At 41.5% G+C, this 21,177-nt stretch carries 16 protein-coding genes and 1 tRNA gene; 12 read left to right on the top strand and 5 right to left on the bottom strand.

All coding sequences use genetic code 11. The annotated features are described in order from the left end of the window. Positions 1 to 97: 97 nt before the first annotated feature. The 3 genes from ACM5QX_RS26000 to psbX form a co-directional block, all read right to left on the bottom strand. A complete protein-coding gene (locus tag ACM5QX_RS26000; RefSeq protein ID WP_011317394.1) occupies positions 98 to 658 on the bottom strand; it encodes a TolB family protein in 561 nt (186 codons plus the stop codon). Between the two features lie 54 nt (positions 659 to 712). Continuing rightward, a complete protein-coding gene (locus tag ACM5QX_RS25995; protein WP_011317393.1) occupies positions 713 to 1,618 on the bottom strand; it encodes a Ycf66 family protein in 906 nt (301 codons plus the stop codon). Positions 1,619 to 2,020: 402 nt separating this feature from the next. Further along, positions 2,021 to 2,140 (bottom strand): photosystem II reaction center X protein, encoded by a 120-nt coding sequence (gene psbX, locus ACM5QX_RS25990; RefSeq protein WP_010995115.1) that lies wholly within the window; start codon positions 2,138 to 2,140, stop codon positions 2,021 to 2,023. Positions 2,141 to 2,406: 266 nt separating this feature from the next. Between psbX and ACM5QX_RS25985 the strand changes: the two genes are divergently transcribed. Further along, positions 2,407 to 2,700: a YggT family protein gene (locus ACM5QX_RS25985; RefSeq protein WP_010995114.1), complete on the top strand. Its 294-nt coding sequence runs from the start codon at positions 2,407 to 2,409 to the stop codon at positions 2,698 to 2,700. Between the two features lie 48 nt (positions 2,701 to 2,748). On the opposite strand, the gene accC is transcribed toward ACM5QX_RS25985, so the two are convergent. Then, positions 2,749 to 4,092 carry an acetyl-CoA carboxylase biotin carboxylase subunit gene (gene accC, locus ACM5QX_RS25980; protein ID WP_190572233.1) on the bottom strand — a complete coding sequence of 448 codons (1,344 nt, stop codon included), beginning with the start codon at positions 4,090 to 4,092 and terminating at the stop codon, positions 2,749 to 2,751. Between the two features lie 399 nt (positions 4,093 to 4,491). Here accC and ACM5QX_RS25975 point away from each other — a divergent pair. From ACM5QX_RS25975 to tilS, 6 genes are all read left to right on the top strand, one after another. Continuing rightward, positions 4,492 to 4,572: transfer RNA gene (locus ACM5QX_RS25975), tRNA-Leu, on the top strand. Between the two features lie 293 nt (positions 4,573 to 4,865). After that, entirely contained in the window at positions 4,866 to 5,495 is a 630-nt protein-coding gene (locus ACM5QX_RS25970) for a chorismate lyase (RefSeq protein WP_414756159.1), read from the top strand. A gap of 635 nt (positions 5,496 to 6,130) precedes the next feature. Further along, positions 6,131 to 7,876 (top strand): DUF3352 domain-containing protein, encoded by a 1,746-nt coding sequence (locus tag ACM5QX_RS25965; protein ID WP_414756158.1) that lies wholly within the window; start codon positions 6,131 to 6,133, stop codon positions 7,874 to 7,876. Between the two features lie 149 nt (positions 7,877 to 8,025). Beyond that, the gene (gene ccsB, locus ACM5QX_RS25960) at positions 8,026 to 9,081 is read left to right on the top strand and encodes a c-type cytochrome biogenesis protein CcsB (RefSeq protein WP_414756157.1); all 1,056 of its coding nucleotides are present in this window, start codon (positions 8,026 to 8,028) and stop codon (positions 9,079 to 9,081) included. A 482-nt stretch (positions 9,082 to 9,563) separates the two neighbouring features. Beyond that, positions 9,564 to 9,875, top strand: a complete 312-nt coding sequence (locus ACM5QX_RS25955) for a KGK domain-containing protein (protein WP_011317388.1) — start codon at positions 9,564 to 9,566, stop codon at positions 9,873 to 9,875. Positions 9,876 to 9,910: 35 nt separating this feature from the next. Beyond that, positions 9,911 to 10,939, top strand: a complete 1,029-nt coding sequence (gene tilS / locus ACM5QX_RS25950) for a tRNA lysidine(34) synthetase TilS (protein ID WP_414756156.1) — start codon at positions 9,911 to 9,913, stop codon at positions 10,937 to 10,939. A gap of 103 nt (positions 10,940 to 11,042) precedes the next feature. Here the strand turns inward: tilS and hmpF are convergent, their stop codons facing one another. Further along, positions 11,043 to 12,794, bottom strand: coding sequence for a pilus motility taxis protein HmpF (gene hmpF / locus ACM5QX_RS25945; RefSeq protein ID WP_414756155.1), 1,752 nt, complete (start codon positions 12,792 to 12,794; stop codon positions 11,043 to 11,045). 406 nt (positions 12,795 to 13,200) lie between these two features. On the opposite strand from hmpF, the gene ACM5QX_RS25940 reads away from it, so the two are divergent. The 5 genes from ACM5QX_RS25940 to ACM5QX_RS25920 all read left to right on the top strand — a co-directional run. Then, positions 13,201 to 14,439: a response regulator gene (locus tag ACM5QX_RS25940; protein WP_414756154.1), complete on the top strand. Its 1,239-nt coding sequence runs from the start codon at positions 13,201 to 13,203 to the stop codon at positions 14,437 to 14,439. A 272-nt stretch (positions 14,440 to 14,711) separates the two neighbouring features. After that, positions 14,712 to 15,077, top strand: a complete 366-nt coding sequence (locus ACM5QX_RS25935) for a response regulator transcription factor (protein ID WP_010995103.1) — start codon at positions 14,712 to 14,714, stop codon at positions 15,075 to 15,077. A 13-nt stretch (positions 15,078 to 15,090) separates the two neighbouring features. Further along, positions 15,091 to 15,621 carry a chemotaxis protein CheW gene (locus ACM5QX_RS25930; RefSeq protein ID WP_011317384.1) on the top strand — a complete coding sequence of 177 codons (531 nt, stop codon included), beginning with the start codon at positions 15,091 to 15,093 and terminating at the stop codon, positions 15,619 to 15,621. 17 nt (positions 15,622 to 15,638) lie between these two features. After that, a complete protein-coding gene (locus tag ACM5QX_RS25925; RefSeq protein WP_414756153.1) occupies positions 15,639 to 18,566 on the top strand; it encodes a methyl-accepting chemotaxis protein in 2,928 nt (975 codons plus the stop codon). 111 nt (positions 18,567 to 18,677) lie between these two features. Further along, positions 18,678 to 21,177, top strand: a 2,500-nt coding sequence (locus ACM5QX_RS25920; protein WP_414756152.1) for an Hpt domain-containing protein, incomplete at its 3' end; no start/stop codon positions are given.

Here is a 21,177-nt window from a genome sequence, read left to right as displayed (position 1 = left end):
GATCACAGCTTGAAAATTCAGGGAATAATAAAACTTCAATGATTCAATTTTGAGCCAGGATCAGGATTATCAGTTTCTTTCGCCTTTGCTCTCCCTCTTATGATGGCTGATTCACTGTTGCTCCATTCGGAATATCTAACTCAATATTCGGCCCCCTGTCTAAGACTTCGATATCCCATTGTCCACGGGCGGCAGTTTCAAAGACAACATAACGTCCATCTGGACTAATACCCGGATTTCTTACCCAACCTCGATAGGTGGGGGTAATGATTTGCGATTGTTGAATGGCGCGATCGTAAAGAGCTACAACAGGTCTACCTTGGTCACTAGTCATGTAAACGATGTACCGTCCGGTGTAGCTCAAACTGGGACTTTCGGTAATTGTCTCCGGTCGGTTTAATCCTGGTGTCCGAATAAAACTTTGTTGTTGTAAATCATATACAAGTAACTGATGAACACCATTCCTATTAGAAATAAATGCTAAAAAACGACCATTACCACTTAAGGCTGGTTGTTCTTCTGTGTAGCGACTATTGAGGGAAGTAGGCCCAAGGGGGATATCACCAGAACCACAAGAGCCAAGCAAACTCGCCAAGCCAAAAACTAGGCTCCAATGAATTGGTCTTTGGAGCCAGAACTGAGAAGTAAATTTTTTCACCTCAAATCTTTACTGGTTTCCGTCGCCTATAAGCTTACATCCATCCAGAGTGCTTTAGATATCATCAAAATTTGTCGAGTTCTCTGAATCTTCATCTGACTGATCTATCGGTTTGTACGGTACGTAATCAGTTGGGATAGCTTCATCATCTTGAGGTTCTCTACGGGAAGAACTTGTATCCGCCGGTGGACGACGCTTTCTCGGTCTGGGTTGCACATCCTCATCTACTTCTGGGCGGGGATTATTATTGCCCCGGCGAGAAGGTCTTCTCACTTCACTACTAGAACTTTCCCAATCATCAACTTGCCTAGAAGCAGAACCCCAATCTTCTTGTTCATAGCTTTCTGACGTTCTAGTTGTTGGGCGATTGGTAGGACGGCGGCGTGGTTTATCCGTTGGTTCCTGTCTATCAGTGGTGTTACGGCGTTCCTTGCGGGGTGGTTGTTCCTCATAATAGTTATCACGAGAGGAACGGTCTTCTCTACTGGGACGAATTCTGGCACGTACTGGACGTTCTTCCTCTTCCTCATCTTCATAAGGTAAAGGAGCATAATCGTCTTCTACCTCAGCCTCATATTTCCGTCGGTTGTAAGAATAATTTTTGCTGACTGGTCGTTCATCATCCACAATCGGGGTGTTACGTTTCGCTTGTTGAGTAGCTATACTCCGCAGACGAATACTTTCAACCGCAAAAAATACAGTTGTACCGACTAAAAGCAGCTGACCAAATTGCAAAATCGGGTCTAACCGCCATCCTTGGAAAATAAGAATGAAACCGCACAATAAGCCCACTGCTGCAAAAAATATATCCTGATCTCTTGACAGTTCCGGACGCACAGTGCGGAGAAAATACAGCGCTGCCCCAGCCACAGCCAGGAAAATTCCTAGAATACTGGCTGAGTTCGTTCCAAAATTCACCTGAGCCAGAACACTGGCTGAGTTCAGCCCAAAATTTAGCATTGTTCTTTTCCCAATATCAAATCTATGTTAGCGAGTCACACTTAAAATCACTACTCTAAACAATCACAATATAATATTTAAGCTTCAAAGCATCTGACCCAGAAGCTCTGAAGCTATTTACTGCGCTACGCGTGTCAGTTGTTACTTGTCAGTTGCTAATTACTTTTGATTCTGCTTTAAAACCTTCCTTGTTGGCGCTCTTAAAACATTTTTGACCACTGATTACAGATCACTGACAAAATCTTTATCTCTTTGTGAGTGGAGATTTTTAACCAAAGCTAAAAAAGCTTGGGTCTGCCAGCCTAGTATACCTTGCTTCCAATAGCAGGGGTTTTCGCCTGCGGTGGAATGGGGACTGCTGACAGACAAACAGTTGTGAGAGTCTAAACAACTCCCCAAATACTATGAGCGCTGGATTTTATCTTTTTGGCTGATGAAAATCAAACCAACAGTAGCAGGGATAACGACAATTAAAGTACCCCAAGCCAAACTCCAAAGAAAATTTGATAAAGAAGGCGTCATGGATCTAAACCTTTTTTTACACTCTTCATCATAATTCTAATGGTGTATTACTTCCTTGAGAAGCCTATAGTTAATAGTCGGTTGTCAGTTGTCAGTTGTCATTAGTTACTTCTCCTGCCTCCTGCCTCTTGCCTAATTGCTTTTGATGCACAGTCATTAAGTGGCCGCATTTAGTTAGAATTGGAGAGAAAATGCTTTACAAAGCTTAAAATTTTCAGCTTTTGGTTGCAGTTTTTTGTAAATTCACAAAATAGTAGCTTAGACCGATGACTGGTGTTAACCTGAGCGTTTGGATTCTTGGCCCTGTGTTGGGAGTGATGACATTTCTGTTTATTTTCCGTATCATTCTGACCTGGTATCCGCAAGTCGATCTGAACCGTTTGCCCTTCAACTTAATTGCCTGGCCCACTGAACCATTTCTCATACCCTTGCGAAAAATCATCCCACCTATCGGCGGTGTTGATATCACCCCCATTGTATGTGTTGGTATTTTTAGCCTGCTGCGAGAAGTTCTTCTAGGCCAGCAAGGATTACTGACGATGTTGGCGCGGATGAGTTAGGGCATTGGTAATTGGTGATTGAAACCCCATTACCCATTACCCGTTACCCTATTTATTCATCTCCTGCACAAAACTAGTAGACACGTTACCTTGCAAAAATTGGGGATTTTCCATAATTCTTTGATGAAACCCAATTGTTGTAGGTAATCCGGTGATGGCGCATTCTCTGAGGGCGCGTTTCATGCGGTTAATAGCAGTAGCGCGATCAGGTCCCCAAACGATCAACTTACCAATTAGGGAATCGTAGTAGGGCGGAATTTGGTAATCGGTGTAAACGTGGGAGTCAATCCGCACACCAGGGCCACCAGGGGGAAGATAACCGCTAATGCGTCCGGGGGCTGGGCGGAAATCGTGGTCTGGGTCTTCGGCATTGATGCGACATTCGATCGCATGACCGCGTAAAACTACTTGGTCTTGAGTTAGTCTAAGTCTTTCCCCTTGGGCAATTCTGATTTGCTCAACTAATAAATCCACTCCAGTAACCATCTCAGTTACGGGATGTTCTACCTGAATCCGGGTGTTCATTTCCATAAAGTAAAACTGACCGGATCTATCTAGAAGAAACTCGATAGTACCTGCCCCAGTGTAATTAATAAACTGAGCCGCTTTCACCGCAGCTTGTCCCATTTTCTCCCGTAGGTCTGAGTCCAGGGCTGGACTGGGGGCTTCTTCTAGTAACTTTTGGTTACGGCGCTGAATTGAGCAATCCCGCTCACCCAAGTGAATGACATTGCCGTAACTATCAGCCAAAATTTGAAATTCAATGTGGCGCGGACGTTCAATAAATTTTTCAATATAAACGCCAGCATTACCAAAGGCTGCACCTGCTTCACCTTGGGCTGCTAAGAAAAGTTTGACAAATTCATCTGGCGATCGCACCAGTCGCATACCCCGGCCGCCACCACCAGCCGTGGCTTTGATCATCACTGGGTAGCCGATATCTTTCGCCAGTTCTAATCCTTCCTGCTCTGTCTCTACCAAACCTTCACTACCCGGTACTGTGGGTACACCAGCTTTTTGCATGGTTTCCTTGGCGGTGGATTTGTCCCCCATCAAGCGGATAGCTTCTGGGGTGGGGCCGATAAACGCAATGTGATGGTCGGCACAGATTTCCGCAAATTTGGCATTTTCAGATAAAAAGCCATACCCAGGATGAATAGCACTGGCATTGCGCGTTAAAGCCGCAGCAATAATATTGGGAATATTCAAATAACTTTTAGCGCTAGCAGGTTCGCCAATACAAACCGCTTCGTCAGCAAGTTGGACATGAAGAGCATTCCGGTCAACAGTCGAGTGAACTGCGATCGTCGCAATCCCCATTTCCTCACAGGCGCGGAGAATGCGAAGCGCTATTTCTCCCCGATTGGCAATTAATATTTTGTCAAACTTCATTTTCTAGTTTTCGATATCAGTATCAGTACCAGTAGATAGAAATTGTCTCCCATCCAAGTTGCTTTTAGCGCTTAGGCGTAGCCCGCCTTAGGCATCGCTTCATCTCAAATTATGACAGGAGATACCCCAGGCTCATCTTTAAATAAATTGCAGGAAACTAACTTACCAACAAGATTTTTCATAGAGGTGGGGTGTGAGGGTTTAAGGGTGTAAGGGAAGAAAACCCCCATACCCCCTTTAATATCACTTGTGGCGATACTACATTTCTGTTAGTCTCGTATCCTCCTTCGGGAAATTTGTATATTTAGCAGAATAAATTTTCCATAAAGTTTGGCAAATATAGTTTTACCTTGTTTTATGCAATTTTTTTGTGCTAGTATATCTTCTTGTACAACCCGTGCGGATGTGGCGGAATTGGTATACGCGCACGCTTGAGGTGCGTGTGGCTTTGCCTTGCGAGTTCGAGTCTCGCCATCCGCATTTTTTAGTGACTATAGTCAATCTTAGAAAGGTCAGTGGTCAAAAGTGATAAATTTTTGACTATTGACCTTTCTAATTATTGGCTGGAGGAGAGGCAGGGAAAAATTATTGAAAACCGACAACTGCACGGGCGGGTTTACAGATATCTTCGCTCTTGGGTGATTATCTTCATAAACCCGTCCCTACTAACAACGGACAACGGACAACGGACAACGGATAACTGACAACTGACAACTAACAACTAATTAATTTTTTGTGCTTTTATATAAATAGGTGAACTTTTGTAAAGAACATTGACTGCCACTTTTACTCCAAGCAACAACTCAACATTGCCAGCCGGATGGCATCGCCTCACTCCAATTTGGCAAGGTGGGGAAGAAGTAATTAAACATAGTTTGCCTCACACTCAGCTGGCTCCAGCGTGGCAACTACTACTTTTAGGTGATGGTTCGCCTACAAGGCATTTAGAGTTACTGACTGGTGAGCCGACAGAAGTCGATGTCATTGATATGTCATTGATTGGCATGGATTTGGATAATGCGCCAGATTTAATCCAATCTGTTCCTGCGCCAAGATTGCGGCGACAGGTATGGCTACGTACAGCCTCTGGCCAACGACTCGCCTATGCAACCTCATGGTGGGAAGCCAGTCATGTAGACGAGTATTTACAAAACCGTTCATTACCGATTTGGGCAAGTCTAGCTCGTCTTCGCACGGAGTTGTATCGAGATGTGCGGGGTATTTATTATGGAAATTCAGAGGCCTTGCAATCAGGTTTTGGAGTGGATGGCCCTTTTTGGGGTCGCCATTACCTGTTTTGGCATCACGGTCAACCTTTAACCTTAATTTATGAAGTTTTCTCTCCGTATCTAACAAAATACCTGGGGCCGATGCAACTAAGTTCTATAAATGGCAAAGTATAAAAGCTTTGACATTACTGGGGAATTTGTAGTTATTAAATTTAAAAATTAATTAAAATTCAATACAATATATAATTTGCATCTGGTTATAGACATTAAATGTCAAACAATATACTGATTGCTTGTGGCTTTTGGTTGTTAGTTCTATTCTAAAGAGTGCCTAAAAAAACCAATTTTTCACTAGGAGCTTCACTAACATATAAGAACATTTGAGGATAATTTTTGGAAAATTTTATACAAAGATGTTACTCTAATTGACTGTGCTGAAAATATAGAAAATGTTGATTTTACTTCTGTTGATTAGAACTGAGTATTTTGTTGATACCGTGCTGTAGTAGTGAAGTTGTAACCTGGGCTAGTAGCTAATTTGCAAGTGAGAGGTGTAGGGTATAATGACCGATGCAGAAAAGGATAAGCTAAAGTGCTTTTAGAGCTTATAAAACCATAAAAGCAGGATGCTTGGTGTGATTAATTTATTTCATTTTGAATTACTTATAAGCCTCTAATTTCATTTATGGGAGATTTGTTAATTTCGTATTTTGCGGAAAGTTTGGGCGGATGTTTCCACCAATAGTTTAGGCCTCACCATAGGTGATCAGAACTTTCCCAGACGAACTTTGAATTCGGAGCAAAGCGACGTGACACTGCCTATTTTGTCTGTTCCCATGAAGAAAAGAAACAAACCATCTTTAGTGCTGACACTTTCCGCAGCCGGGTTATTAGTTGGTGGTGGTGCAGCCGGATACTGGTTATTTAGCCAGGGAGAAGCATTTTCGAGAAATTTGTTAGTAGGGGCCAATATTATTCCGCAAGATGCCTTATTTGCGGTTTCTCTGAGTACAGACCCTCAACAATGGCAGAAATTGCAGAAATTTGGCACAAAGGAAAGCCAAGCTATAGTTAATCAAAATTTATTACAATTACGCGATCGCTTTCTGACTAATCAAGGTTACAACTTCGAGCAAGATATTCAACCTTGGGTAGGGGAAGAAGTGACCTTAGCAATTTTAGCTCCTGAAGTAAATAAATCAGCAATTAAACCAGTATCGACCAATACAGAGGTAACAAATAACCAACAGTCGATGGTTATGGTTTTACCAGTAAGAAATCTACAAAAAGCCAAAAGTATTTTCGCTCAACCAAAAAACCCCAATCAAGCCCAGTGGAAAGATAGCACCTATCAAGGGATTACTATCAAACAAAGTGAGGGATCAAGGGGGGAAAACTTCTCCGCAGCTTTAATAGACGAGCGTTTTCTTGTCATTACCGACAATATTAAAGTCACAGAAAAAGCAATTGACGCGTATAAAAATAAGACAACCTTAGCAACAACAGGCGGTTTTGCAGAAAACTTCCCGAAAGTAGCTAGTTATCAGCCTTTGGCTCAGTTTTATGTAAATGTCCCCAACGTTGCAAAAATAGCCGCCATTGCTCCTAATCGTCGCTTACCAGCACAAGTTTTAGCACAACTGCAAAATAACCAAGGTTTAGCCGGTACTGTAACTTTAGAGCCAGAAGGGATACGCATCAAAGGAGTTTCATGGCTCAATCCTCGTAGTCAGCGTGTATTGGCAGTAACAAACAAAGCTGGCAATATGCAAAATCGTGTACCAGCAGAAACCATTATGATGCTGTCTGGGGGAGATTTACAACGCTTATGGAGTGACTACGTTTTAACATCTCAAGGTAATCCTCTTGCGCCAGTGACACCAGAACAACTGCGGAGTGGAGTTAAATCACTAACGAATCTCGACTTAGAAAGAGATTTACTCAAGTGGATGAGAGGAGAGTTCGCTGTATCCTTAATTCAAGGTACTCCTAAGCCAGGTTCACAGGAAGATTTTCGCGCGGCTTTGGTGTTAATGATCCAAGCAAATGATACTTCCGATGGTCAAAGCCGACGCAAACTAGCTGAAACATCCATTAAACAGCTAGATGAGGTGATGAAAAATCAATACCAATTCCAAATTCAACCCGCAACCGTAGCAGGTAAACCCATCACTAATTGGATTAGCCCCTATGGAACTCTCACGGCTACCCACGGTTGGTTGGATGGAAACGTTTTCTTCCTATCAATAGGCGCTCCCATTACCGATAAAATTGTTCCCAAACCCAATAACACCCTGGCCAACAGTTTGGCATTTCAACAAACAGTACCAGTAGAACCTAATCCCACCAACGGTCAGTTTTACTTGGATGTGGAACAGACAGCAAAAAACTTTCCCCTACCAAGGCTGATACCTAAGCAACAAACACTGTTAGCTGCGACGCGTTCCATCGGTGTGACAACTGCTGTTAGTGATAATCGCAGCACCCGCTACGACATTTTTCTCACACTCAAAAAAGCTGATAACTCTGCTGCTTTACCTTTGCGGGGTTACTAGATATCTGACTTCTTGAAACAGTCGGGTATCTGACCACGCAAGTAGGTTTTCTAAAAATTTCTAATTTTGAATTTTGAACTCCCTAGAGCAGATAGGATCAGAAAAGTCAGGATAAATGATTTTCAAAAATCCACTGCGGAGAACATTTTATGAATCTGGTTTCACTCCAGAACTGGTTGGATAACGCGTCCTTTGCCGTCTTATTCCTTACAATGCTGCTTTATTGGATAGGTGCAGCGTTTCCTGGTTTACCAGCGATTAATGCTTTAGGAACAGCTGGGATGGCGATCGCTAATTTGTCCATAGCAACCCTGCTGGGCGCACGCTGGATCGAAGCTGGTTATTTCCCTTTAAGTAATTTGTATGAATCGCTGTTTTTCCTGTCTTGGGGAATTACAACTGTTCATCTGATTGCTGAAAATTCTAGCCGCAGTCGTTTAGTAGGTGTGTTTACTACCCCTGTGGCTATGGGAATTGTGGCTTTTGCTACCTTAACACTGCCATCAGATATGCAGGTATCAGAACCCTTAGTACCAGCACTAAAGTCAAATTGGCTGATGATGCACGTCAGCGTCATGATGTTGAGTTATTCGGCGTTGATGGTGGGTTCATTATTGGCGATCGCTTTCTTGGTGATCACTCGTGGTAACAATATACAGTTACAAGGCAGTTCGGTCGGTAACGGTGGCTATCGTACCAACGGCTATCGCTTGATGAAAGCTGGTGAACTAGTTTCTCAACCAGCAACACCAGCAGTAGAAAATAATGGTTTTTCTCGTTTGGAAAGCCAAAACAATGGCAACAGCAACACAGCCGTATTAAACTTAGCTACTGCCCCTCAAGCAACAACCTTAACACCTGCCGAAACCCTCTCACCCCAACGCCTCAGCCTAGCCGAAACCCTAGATAACATCAGCTATCGCATCATTGGTTTAGGATTTCCCCTGCTGACAATTGGGATTATTGCCGGTGCAGTTTGGGCTAACGAAGCCTGGGGTTCCTATTGGAGTTGGGATCCTAAAGAAACTTGGGCATTAATTACTTGGTTAGTATTCGCTGCCTATCTCCACGCCAGAATTACCCGTGGTTGGCAAGGTCGTCGCCCAGCAATTTTAGCTGCTAGTGGCTTTGTTGTTGTCTGGATTTGTTACCTTGGTGTCAATCTTTTGGGCAAAGGTTTACATTCCTACGGGTGGTTTTTTTAAACAACTAGGACTTACGCATCCAGATTTTCTGTTGAGACTGGGTGTAAGGGTATAGGGGTGTAAGGGTGTAAGGGTTCAAACATTTATTTTGAATTTTGAATTTTGAATTAATTCATACCCCTATACCCTTCTCCAAACCCTTGATATTTCGTTTTCATGCGTAAGTCCTAACAACTTGCCTGTTGTTCTCCTCTTGATTCTTGGAGAGGGGAATCATACAATTCTTAAATAACTGAGTATAAATATTTATAAGATGATACGCACTTGAACCAAATATTCTTGCGTCAGGGCTGTCCATAGTCAAGAGTCCAGAGTCACAGGCTAGCTTGGACTTTGGACTTTTGACAACCTGAGTGCGAAATATACAATTTAAATGCGTAACAGCTTATTAGTTGTCACTAAGTCTACAAAATCATAATTTATTGCGGATAAAGCATTATATCTGTGGAAAAAAACTATAGATTTAGCCACAGGAGTTTCTTATGGGAGACGGATTTGAGAGACTAAACCATGATGAAGTAGTATCTATAGAACCGGATACATTTAATAAATTAGATATTGCTAAAACTTTTAAAGTTCGTGATTTGATTACAGCGATTAAAGAATATATTGGAGCAGATGGCACACCTGAAGCAAATTTATATACTTTAGGTATAAATTGTGAAGTATTAAAATTTACGGCTCAAGGATGGAAAAAAGGCAAAGTGAGACTGGCTTTAGAATTTTCTCCTGATGAACCCGAATCACCACTAGAAGAAATTAGCGAAAAATTAACACAGTTCGACATTCTATGATGTTGTAATATTGGCACTTCCATGACAACACCAAAATGGTATGGACTAAGCTTCATGCAAGGATACATCGTACTATCCGATCGCGTCACTTATTTGAGCGCAATCAAAGGCTATTAGTCGCAGTCTCCGGTGGACAAGATTCTCTGTGTTTAATTAAATTATTGTTAGATTTACAACCGAAATGGGGATGGGAGTTAGGTATTGCCCATTGTGATCATCGTTGGCGTGTTGACTCTCAAGCTAATGCTGATCATGTCAAAAATTTATCTGAAACTTGGGGTGTGTCTTTTTATTTAGAAACAGCCAGTAAATCTATAAATAGTGAAGCTACAGCTCGTGAGTGGCGGTATGAAACTTTAAGTGCGATCGCTCAAGCACACAATTACGAGTATATAGTCACAGGTCACACAGCCAGCGATCGCGCTGAAACTTTACTTTACAATTTAATGCGTGGTACCGGTGCGGATGGCTTACAAGCTTTAACTTGGCAGCGTCCACTAACAGGAAATATTTTGTTAGTACGTCCATTATTGGAAATTACTCGCAAACAAACAGAGCAATTTTGTCAAGAGTTTCAGCTACCAATCTGGGAAGATTCCACCAATCACGACTTAAAATATGCCCGTAATCGCATCCGCCAAGAATTAATTCCCTACTTACAAGCCAATTTTAATCCCCAAGCCGAATTAGCCATAGCCCAAACCGCCGAACTACTACAAGCAGATGTTGAGTATCTAGAACGCACCGCCCAGCAGTTGAAAGAAAAGGCGATGGAATGGGAAGTAGGGGAAGAATTTTTATCTCCCTCATCTCCTTCATTCCTTATGTTACGGCTTAACCGTCAGGTATTGCAAAAAGCACCATTAGCGCTGCAACGCCGGGTGATGCGGCAGGTATTACAAGAAATACTTGCCGATGCGCCTAATTTTGAACATATCGAGAAATTAACAGCTTTAATCACAGCACCCAACCGTTCGCAAACAGATCCTTTCCCTGGTGGTGCGATCGCTCAAGTCCAAGACAATTGGATATTATTCAGAAATGGGGAAAGGCGCAACAATTAATTCTGCCTCCTGCCTTGAAAGAGGGTGTAGGGGTGTAAGGGTATGGGGGTACAGGGGAGAAATTTTTGAATTTTGAATTTTGAATTTTGAATTTTGAATTGATTCATGATGCCAACAACTCAGGCTGAGAGATAAAACTACTGATAGTCTGACGAATCTCGGTAATAGTTTGGAGTTGATAATCACCTGTTTCTTGGATTTGCGCCAAAGATTCTCCAATTCCTTGTAGTTTGTGCCTTAACTCATCTACACAATCCTGGATGGGTTGTAGAGCTTCTTGATAGAGATTTATCCGACCCCAGCATTCAGCAGTTGCTGTTTTTAATGATAATAAATCAGATTCTATCGTTTTCAGTTCCTGCTGCTTTTCTTGGAGGTCATGAGTTTGATTGTCAATCATCCCTTGGTCTAGCTCAATAGCAGAACGCATTTGTTCAATTTCTCGTTCTAGTTGTTGTAATTCCTGGGATTGTTTTTGCCTTTGAGTTTCGATTTGTTGCAGAATTGGGGAAAAATCAACGCTGTTATCGTCTTCTGTGGTGGGAACAGGTTGTCCTTGTCGCCGTAGTAGTACGTTTTGGTGTTGCTGAATCAACTTTTGCCTGGCTAACAAATTACGTCTTTGTCCAACCAAAGTTTGATTTAGCATCTGATACAAGTCTCTTTCATCTGACAACTCAAGTTGCAAATTAGCTAAATCCTGACCAGATGCTTGGTTAATTTTTTGTTGCAGTTCTTCTATGGTTTGTTGTTTATATGTCAGTTCTTGTTCTTGGTCATGAACAAAGCTAGAATCTATTCCCAATTTATCTATTAAATCTTGAACTATCTTTTGTAGTTCATCTAAGGGCATATTCTCCAGAGCTTGCACATCTAATTTCTGGCTGGGAACCGCATTACCAGACGAAGCAGCCAAAAAATTAATCTGTTGATATAAAGTATCTTGAGATTGTAACTGCTCTCTGACAAAGCGAATATGTTCTTCTTTGGCTATAAGTGAGTTTGTATTAACTTTTAATTGAGCAGTTTGCTGTTGTAAAGAATCCTGTGCTTGTTTGCATGAGTTTTGGCGATCGCTATATGTTTGCGCCAATTTATCCGCTTCTTCTTGCTTTTGATGAACTAACGTTTTTTGTTCTTCCAGATTTTGCCAGTGAGGATTGAGAGTAGCTTGCTGTTTTTCGATTAATTCCACAGCCACACGCAGGTGTTCCCTGACAGTTTCTGTGGGCGCAATGCGACTAGACAAGCGATCGAGCAACTCACTCATCGCCTGACTTTGAGTTGCATCCAATACATTCCCCTCTTGCAGGCGTTCCTCTAAACGGCGCTGCTCACCCCGCAAATGCTCCCAAGCACCTTCCAATTCTTGGCGATTGCGTTCAACTTCAGCTTGTAATTGCTCAATTTGTTCACGGGATGTGTCCACCTCCTGTTTTTGTGCTTCCAGGCGTTGGAACTCATCTTCCATTTCATGTAATTGTTCCAGTCGCACTTCCATATCCATTTCTCGGCGATTTAGCTCCTGTGCCTGAAATGTCAGCGACTCTTTCCACTGGTCTATTTCGTCTTCCTTAAGCTTATATTTTTCCAACTGTCGGGAAAAATTCTGCAAAATATTGACAAGCGGCCTACCAGCCTCCTGAATCCTTTGCACTTGTCGATTTGGTGTGAGTTCTACCAAAACCAGTGCGCCATCGTTTAACTTGCTGGCTTCCTCTGCTGCAATTACCTCTTCCGACACAGTACTCCAATTCTGGTCGGTTCGCTGACAAGCTAGCAGTTTTAATTCGGTTTTGGAACTACCACTCAGTAAGCCACCTTTCTGCTTTTGTACTTCTGCTAAATACAGCACACCGTTCTTCCTCTTGTGTACTTGATGCCAATGTTTTGAGATATACCTTATATAATTCTGCTAAATTGTCTTAATTTCACCTAAATTGAGGAGAATCAGACGAACAAAACTATTTATAGGAGCGAAATATAGCGTTTCGATATTGAGAACAGCGAATTGATTGTTGTCTCTAATATTTTGTACTGATGGCAGTTATGATGACTTCCGTGTTATCACTAACTTTATCTCAATTCTATTAAGAAAATTTACAGTTTATAAGTAAATGTATTACCTGATTAAGACTGGTTGTGAAAGAAACATATAGGGAATGGAGAGTAGCAGGAAGGGAGCAGGGGGAAAAGAAGAATACTAATAGTGCATGACAACTGACAACTGACAACTGACTATTGACTCTGGACTAAACTAAATGCAGGGAAGTTTACATGAAATCGATATTCGCAGTATCCTGCAATTGATTGAATTGGGACAGCGAACTGGGCAACTTTTAATTGAAGCACCTAGCTTGTACAAGCCTCATCAAAATGCTAAAGAAGATGCAGAAGAGCCAGATTATTCTAGGAATTACCAACAACAATATTGGCTAATATTTTTTTTGAATGGGCAAATAATTTATTGTCAAGAAGGAGATATTAATTTTTCGCGGATTGACGGCTATTTGCGTTATTATCGCGTAGAAATGGGTCTAGACGAACAATATCTGACCAGCTTAGGTAAACTAAATTCCTCAGAATATGAATATCTTTGGCTGTTATTAGAGCGGAATATTATTAATTCTCAAATAGCTGAAAATATTATCTACCGTTTGGTTGGTGAGACATTATTTGACTTGTTGAGTTTACACCAAGGTAGGTTTATGTTTTGTCAGGATACAGCGATCGCTCCCCGATTAAGCACCTGGGAGATTTCGCCATTAGTCACTCAAGTCACCCAACAATTACAACAATGGCACGAGCTATATCCCTATATTCAGTCACCAGAACAATTGCCAATCTTAGCTGACAGAGTTCATTTAAACTCATCACTCCCAGAAGCCACAATGAATAAACTTCAGCAATGGGCTGATGGAAAAACTACCTTACGTCAACTAGCACGTTATCTCAACCGAGATATTTTGACAGTCGCCAAGGTTATCTATCCATATGTACAACAAGGTTGGTTAAAACTAACCCATCCAGAACCAAATAATTGTCCGATCAACATCCACACACCAGGAAACCAAAAGAAAGCGAAAATCCTCTGTATTGACGATACAAAAAGTATTTGTAAAACTGTAGAGTCTATTCTGCAAACACGAGGATATGAAGCGACGGGCTACACTATACCGGAAGTAATCGTGTTAACCAATCCCCTAGAAGCTTTAGGTCTAATTTTTCAACTCCGACCAAATTTAGTTTTCTGTGACATTTCTTCCCCCGAACTAAATGGTTATGAGATTTGTGCCATGCTGCGTCAATCTCAAGTATTTCGGTATATACCGATGATTATGTTGAGTAGTAAAGATAAATTTATAGATCAAATCAGAGCTAGGATGGCCGGGGCAACAGATTACCTCATAAAACCTTTTAATGATGATGAATTACTCATGCTTGTAGAAAAATACTTAAAATCCTCGCCCACCAAGGGATGGGAATTTGGTAATGGGTAATGGGTAATAGGTAATAGGCCTATTACCCATTCGTAATTATCTATTACCAAAGTGGCGGGACACCTTTCCTCTCATCTCTATACCCTATTTAGACTTGTTGATTCCGTAAAATATGGGGTAAAAGATGTTATCACAGAATCAACCTACTCCGAGACAAAGTATTATCAAGACAATTAACCAAACAATAGAATTAATTTATACAGTAATTTTTGTGGGGAGATCAGGGAATGTTCCAAACAGGAACGTCTACATCAGGAGGTAGATAGCCATTTATGAGTACAGTTCTGATTGTGGAAGACAGTCTTGCACAGAGGGAGATGATTACAGACCTCCTGAAAGCCAGTGGCTTAACAGTTACCCATGCAACTGACGGATTAGAAGCATTAGAGGCAATCAAAGAAGAACCTCCCGATCTCGTAGTCCTAGATATTGTCATGCCCAAAATGAATGGCTACGAAGTTTGCCGTCGATTAAAGTCAGATCCCAAAACCCAAAATGTCCCGGTAGTGATGTGTTCTTCTAAAGGAGAAGAATTTGACCGCTACTGGGGGATGAAACAGGGTGCGGATGCTTACATAGCAAAACCGTTTCAACCAACCGAATTGGTGGGAACAGTCAAACAACTACTGCGAGGATAAGGATGAAAACAATATGGTCAGCAAACCGGACTTTTTAAACGGCGGTGGTCAAGACCATTTCCGCCCAGAATTACAAGTAGAAAGTCCTGAAGGTGAGTTACATCTACGGTTTTATATTCCCTCGCATCAGGAGTTTGCACTACCCGCAACTGGTATTAGAGAGGTGATGGAACTAAGTCCCGATAGAATCACCCCGATTCCTAATGCTTCTCCTTTACTTTTGGGTACTCTAAATTTACGAGGTCGAGTAATTTGGGTGGCAGACTTGGGTCAATTTCTAGGGGAAGCAACTCCCTTAAACACAGACAGAGCAGAAATTCCGGTGATTGCAGTTCAGGAGCAAGACACAACTGTGGGTTTAGCTGTGGATGCGATCGGCGGTATGGACTGGCTAGATGTACAAAATCTCATGCCACCTACAAGCATACCGGATACTATGGCTCCATTTTTGCGGGGAGAGTGGTTATTAGAGCCTAAAAACAACCAATCTCTAAGACTACTCGACCAAATGGCAATTTTGCGGAGTGCGAGGTGGGCAGGATGAAATTGGGAGGGGAGCAAATGGCAGCAAGTATAGAAGAATACCTCGAAAAGTATCAGCAGGCTTGTACAGCCTACGCGGAACAAAAATATGAAGTTGCCGCCAGTTTAGTTGATCAGGTTGTGCAGAATGTACCAGACGACCCTAATTCTCATTTGTTGCGGGGTCACATCTACTATGTTTTGCAGCAGTACGATGTGGCAACAGCAGAATACGAACAGGTCATACAGTTAACCGATGACTTTGAACTTATTGGATTTGCTCAAAGTGGTCTGGAAAATATTAGCCAATATCAACAATCAAAATCAATCGCTGAGCAGTCAGCGAATCTTCAAAACAACGAATCCATAGATTTGGGCGTATTTACCTTTAAAGAATCAGCAGAATTAGAATTAGAAGATTTGGGGTCTATTGAAGATTTTGACAGCAATAACTTCGATTTAAATGCTTTAGAAACACAACAATCATTGGTAACCACAGAGGATTTATCTTTAGATAATCCTTTTGAAACACCTACAGATAGTATTTCTTTTAATAAAAACCCAGAATCTATAGAATCTATACCAGCTTTTAGTGATGATCCTTTTGCGTTGAACCTTGAGCAAGAAGAAGAGCAAAAGACAAACTCGTATCAAGAACAAGCGGAACTAGAGTTACCGATGTTCTGGCAGGAAGATAGCCTGGAAGAGCCGCAGACTGATAATTTATTGGAGATTGGTACAGAAGAGCCAACCGATAACCCAGATTCTGTCGTCGGCCATCACCAAAGTAATATCGATTCACCTTTTGCCGAATTCGACACAACAAACAGTTTTATTGGGCAAGCTTCTGTAGCTGAATTCTTAATAGAAAATAGTCAAGAAGATACTACAGATGAATTAGACATAAATAAAAGCAAGCCAGAACCAGAAAATTCTTCACCAAATAAAGAAGAACTTGTGAATGGCTTCATACCCCTAGAGAATTTGCCTGATGATAGTCTAGATGATATTGCTCATCCAGAATCAAATAACTGGTTACAGGAAATAGCTTCTCAAGAGGAAATATTAGAGTCACCCGCGTCTGTTAATAGTGGTTTTACTATGAAATCACCATCTCCAGATATCCTCAAAGAGGAGATGAATAACTTTGACGTTGATGAGAGTTTTGATTTTGAAGCATTTGAATCAGCTTTCGGAACAGAAAGTATAACCAATGATGAAGATACCAGCATTATCTTCAATAAAGAAAACTCTAAAAGTAATATCGAATTTTTAGACGACTTTGATGAATTTGATGATTTAGGTAATATTCCTGGGTTTGATCTGGCAGAAGCAGATTCCAGCTTTAGTGATGTGATGCTTTCCAGTTCTACAGAGATTAATAGTATCCCTAGAGGTAAAGCGGCAGAAACTGCAAACAATGCTACAGAACGCGATGAGGAGCTATTTAGCATTACTGGTTCCCAAGAAGCAGTACCAATTTTTAGTCAAACAGATGTCCCCAAGGTAGAAGCTAATGTCAATGTCGAGCAAGGTTGGTTAGCACCATTAGAAAACGCTTCTCTAGACACAAAACCTTGGTTGGTGGGTGGGGTTGTGGGTGTCTTCTCCGCCTTGGTTGTGGCAACAGTTAGTTTTACCGCTACTAACATTGCTCCTCCCCAACAACGGGAATCGTTGCGGTACACAAGTTGGGCGATGTCTTTAGCAGCAGGGATGACGGGTTTTGCCACAGCCGCATTTATGGGGAGTGTGACTATCAAACAAGTCCGCCGCACCACCAAGGATTTGCAAGCGCAATTTGATGCTGTCCGTCAAGGTAGCTTAAATGTGCAAGCTACAGTCTATTCCAACGATGAACTAGGACAGTTATCGGCTGGCTTCAACGAAATGGCGCGGGTAATTTTCACCACCACCAATGAAGCCCAACGCAAAGCTGATGAACAAGAAGAAGCCAAAGAAAATCTACAACGCCAAGTAATTCGCCTCCTAGATGATGTGGAAGGCGCAGCCAGAGGGGATTTGACGGTACAAGCGGAAGTAACAGCCGACGTACTTGGAGCAGTCGCCGATGCCTTTAACCTAACGATTCAAAACCTACGGGACATTGTACAACAGGTAAAAGTGGCGGCTAAGGAAGTAACGAAAGGTGCAACCAATTCGGAAACTTTTGCTAGAGCCTTATCGAGTGATGCTTTGCGCCAAGCCGAAGAATTGGGAGTCACCTTAAATTCTGTACAGGTGATGACTGACTCTATTCAACGTGTGGCGGAAGCAGCGCGAGAAGCCGAGAAAGTGGCGCGTGATGCTAGTACCATCGCTCTCAAGGGTGGGGAAGCAGTAGAAAACACAGTGGCGGGGATTTTGGAAATTCGGGAAACTGTCGCGGAAACTACCCGGAAGGTAAAACGCTTGGCAGAATCTTCCCAAGAAATTTCTAAGATTGTCGCTTTGATTTCGCAAATCGCTTCCAGAACCAACTTACTAGCACTCAACGCCAGCATTGAAGCAGCACGGGCGGGAGAAGCCGGACGGGGGTTTGCAATTGTGGCAGATGAAGTCCGCCAATTAGCGGATAAATCAGCCAAATCCTTAAAGGAAATCGAACAAATTGTGATGCAAATCCAGAGCGAAACAGGCTCAGTAATGACTGCAATGGAAGAAGGCACACAACAGGTAATTAAAGGCACAAAACTAGCGGAAGAAGCCAAGCGATCGCTCGAAAATATTATTCAAGTAGCGAATCGCATCGATATTTTGGTGCGCTCAATTACCAGCGATACCGTAGAACAAACGGAAACATCCCGTGCTGTGGCTCAGGTAATGCAATCGGTGGAACTGACGGCTCAAGAAACTTCTCAAGAAGCACAAAGAGTTTCCGGCGCACTGCAAAATCTGGTTGGTGTGTCCCGTGATTTGATTTCTTCCGTGGAACGTTTCCGTGTAGAAACAATGGAAACAAGGTAATTAGTCACTAGTCCAAAGTCCAAAGTCCAAAGTTTACTTAATTGACTAATGACTAATGACTAATGACTGTTGACTGTTGACTGTTGACTATTGACTATTGGCTAAAAAACTATGCTGCCGGAACAACAACAGAGGATTTTAGGTTACTTTATTGAAGAGGCGAGAGACCACCTGAATACAATCGAACAGGGGTTGCTCAATCTTGAGAGTACCTTAAACGACCCGGAAATGATCAACGAAGTTTTCCGGGCGGCTCACTCCATTAAAGGAGGAGCAGCAATGCTTGGTTTAACTAGCATTCAGCACACTTCCCATCGTTTAGAAGATTGTTTCAAAATTCTTAAAGACAATCCGATTCAGGTTGACCAAAAACTAGAGTCCTTATTTCTTGGGGTTTCTGATACCCTGAAGGCGCTATTAGAACAGTTAAGCGGGCCGTTCGGTTTATCGGAAGAAGTTGCTAATACTTTGATGTCGGAAACTGAGCCAGTTTTCCAATGGCTACATGAACATTTGGAACAACTGGTACAAAAGGGTGGCACGGCTGAAATTGGTGATCATGCAATAAGTAAGCCAAACACAGCAGATAGTGTGGGTACACTCACAGAAATATTCTTTCGCCAAGATGTTGCAATTCCAGCAGAAGCAACCCCTAAAACTTCTCCAGTTTTACCAACCTATTCTCCCGTTGTTACTACAGATAGCGATCAGTGGAGCGAGTTTCAAGCCCAGGTTTTACAAACTCTCAGGGAGATGTTGCAACTATTTAAGCAACCAGCAACACCAGCATCTCGGCAGAATTTACAAGACTGCTGCAATCAGTTAGTCAAACTGGGAAAAACATGGAATTTGCCTAACTGGTGTAATCTATGCAAAGCCGCAGCTAATGCGATCGCTAATCAAGAAAATACTTATCTGACTTTAGCCAAAATTGTCATTACGGAAATTAAACAGGCTCAAGAATTAGTTCTGCGAAGTAGGGAATCTGAGATTACAATTAGTCACCGACTGGAAGCACTATGGGGTTTTCCAGAAATGTCCTTGTTAGAAGTAGCACAAAATTTACTTGGTGATGTTCCCACTGTTGTTAGTCAATCATTCATAACACCAATAAACTCCACATCTGAACCGACAATTACTAATATCGAAATTAGTGCGCCTTTAATTGAGTCACCAACAGACAGTGTAACTAGTTTCACTGAAATCTCTGACCAACTTTCTCCTCAAAGTGCCATAGCAGAAAGCATTGCGAACACGGATATTGCATTTGATCATGAAGACCAAACAACCTATACTACTAATAAAATTCATACCCACGGGCCAGAAGTAGGATTAGCTGAGTTAAATACTCTTGCTGACTTGTTTGAAGGTGAGACACCAGAACTCGATGAAACATGGCAACAAGAAGAAATTATTGATATTAATAATGCTAGTAATTTAGGTGTGGATGTCAGCGAAAGTACTGATGAAGCAATTGATAGTGATCTTGCTGATTTTCTATCACTGGAAGAAGATAAAGAAGAGTCCGAGAAAACTATAAATAATACAGAAGATTTAAGCTTACTGTTTGGAGAAAACTTCTTAGAGAAAAATAATTTAGAATCACTTGATTTATTTAAAGCTCCTGTTACTGCTGGTGAAATAATACAAGAAGCTAGAGATAATGATAATCAGTTGCCAGATTTCGATGATGTCATAGATGATTTGTTGGCATTAAAAATAGATAATGAAATCCAGAATAGCAATGAATTAGAGCAGACAAACACCTCAAGCGATTTTGATGATTTATTTTCAGATACAGAAACTAATTTACCCACTAATTCTGAGTTACAGCTAATAGCATTACCAGAAGATTTATCGCTAAATAGCCTATTCAATGATCCAGAGGAAAATAAGCAATTATTAACCGAAGAGTCAGAAATTAGTGATTTATTGGATTTACCACCAGTAGATAATTTAGGGAACCTATGGAACTCGGTAACTGAAGTAGAACCGGAGCAAATATTAGAATCTGTAATAGAAGAAGATATAGCCCAAGCTTTAGATGAAAGTCTGTTTGAAGCTGCGGCTTCTGGAGACATTTTCGTTGAAAACCGACAATTTACATCACCTTTAAATGAAAATTTAGATCCAGATGATCTAAATATCACTTTCTTACAGGATGAACAGCAGTTAGATTTGCTATTCGCATCAGATACAGGTGATGATTTATTTGGGGAATTAACTATAAATACGCATGATACTCATAGGATTGATGTTATTAGTGATGATATCCAATTCTTAAGAGAAATTAGTCAAGTTTCCCCACCTGAGATTCATGATTTTTCACAGCAACCAGAAGTTTTAGATTTTACCCCTGAATTTACTACGCAAATTCAAGAACTATCTGCTATTGATGATTTATCAGCATTAACTAGCGATTTAACAGATATCGCTTTTACAGAAACAAATGATTCTTCCAGTTTAGAAACTGTTGCGGGAACTAGTGGACTGGATTTGGATGATGATTTATCAGCATTAACTAGTGATTTAACAGATATCACTTTTGCAGAAACGAATGATTCTTCCAGTTTAGAAACAGTTGCCGAAACTAGTGGACTGAGTTTAGATG

Origin of the sequence: Anabaena sp. CCY 9910 (assembly GCF_963920875.1) — a bacterium.
Lineage (GTDB): Bacteria > Cyanobacteriota > Cyanobacteriia > Cyanobacteriales > Nostocaceae > Trichormus > Trichormus variabilis.
The sequence above is the reverse complement of the archived record's forward strand: the minus strand, read 5'-3'. Positions and strand labels throughout refer to the sequence as shown.

What these genes read in the sequence shown, in the direction of transcription:
- ccsB (WP_414756157.1), top strand. Translation starts at nt 8,026, where the DNA reads ATGAATCTGGTTTCACTCCAGAACTGGTTGGATAACGCGTCCTTTGCC.
- ACM5QX_RS25940 (WP_414756154.1), top strand. Translation starts at nt 13,201, where the DNA reads ATGCAGGGAAGTTTACATGAAATCGATATTCGCAGTATCCTGCAATTG.
- ACM5QX_RS25985 (WP_010995114.1), top strand. Translation starts at nt 2,407, where the DNA reads ATGACTGGTGTTAACCTGAGCGTTTGGATTCTTGGCCCTGTGTTGGGA.
- ACM5QX_RS25935 (WP_010995103.1), top strand. Translation starts at nt 14,712, where the DNA reads ATGAGTACAGTTCTGATTGTGGAAGACAGTCTTGCACAGAGGGAGATG.
- accC (WP_190572233.1), bottom strand. Translation starts at nt 4,092, where the DNA reads ATGAAGTTTGACAAAATATTAATTGCCAATCGGGGAGAAATAGCGCTT.
- ACM5QX_RS25995 (WP_011317393.1), bottom strand. Translation starts at nt 1,618, where the DNA reads ATGCTAAATTTTGGGCTGAACTCAGCCAGTGTTCTGGCTCAGGTGAAT.
- tilS (WP_414756156.1), top strand. Translation starts at nt 9,911, where the DNA reads ATGGTATGGACTAAGCTTCATGCAAGGATACATCGTACTATCCGATCG.
- ACM5QX_RS25925 (WP_414756153.1), top strand. Translation starts at nt 15,639, where the DNA reads ATGGCAGCAAGTATAGAAGAATACCTCGAAAAGTATCAGCAGGCTTGT.
- ACM5QX_RS25955 (WP_011317388.1), top strand. Translation starts at nt 9,564, where the DNA reads ATGGGAGACGGATTTGAGAGACTAAACCATGATGAAGTAGTATCTATA.
- psbX (WP_010995115.1), bottom strand. Translation starts at nt 2,140, where the DNA reads ATGACGCCTTCTTTATCAAATTTTCTTTGGAGTTTGGCTTGGGGTACT.
- ACM5QX_RS25930 (WP_011317384.1), top strand. Translation starts at nt 15,091, where the DNA reads ATGGTCAGCAAACCGGACTTTTTAAACGGCGGTGGTCAAGACCATTTC.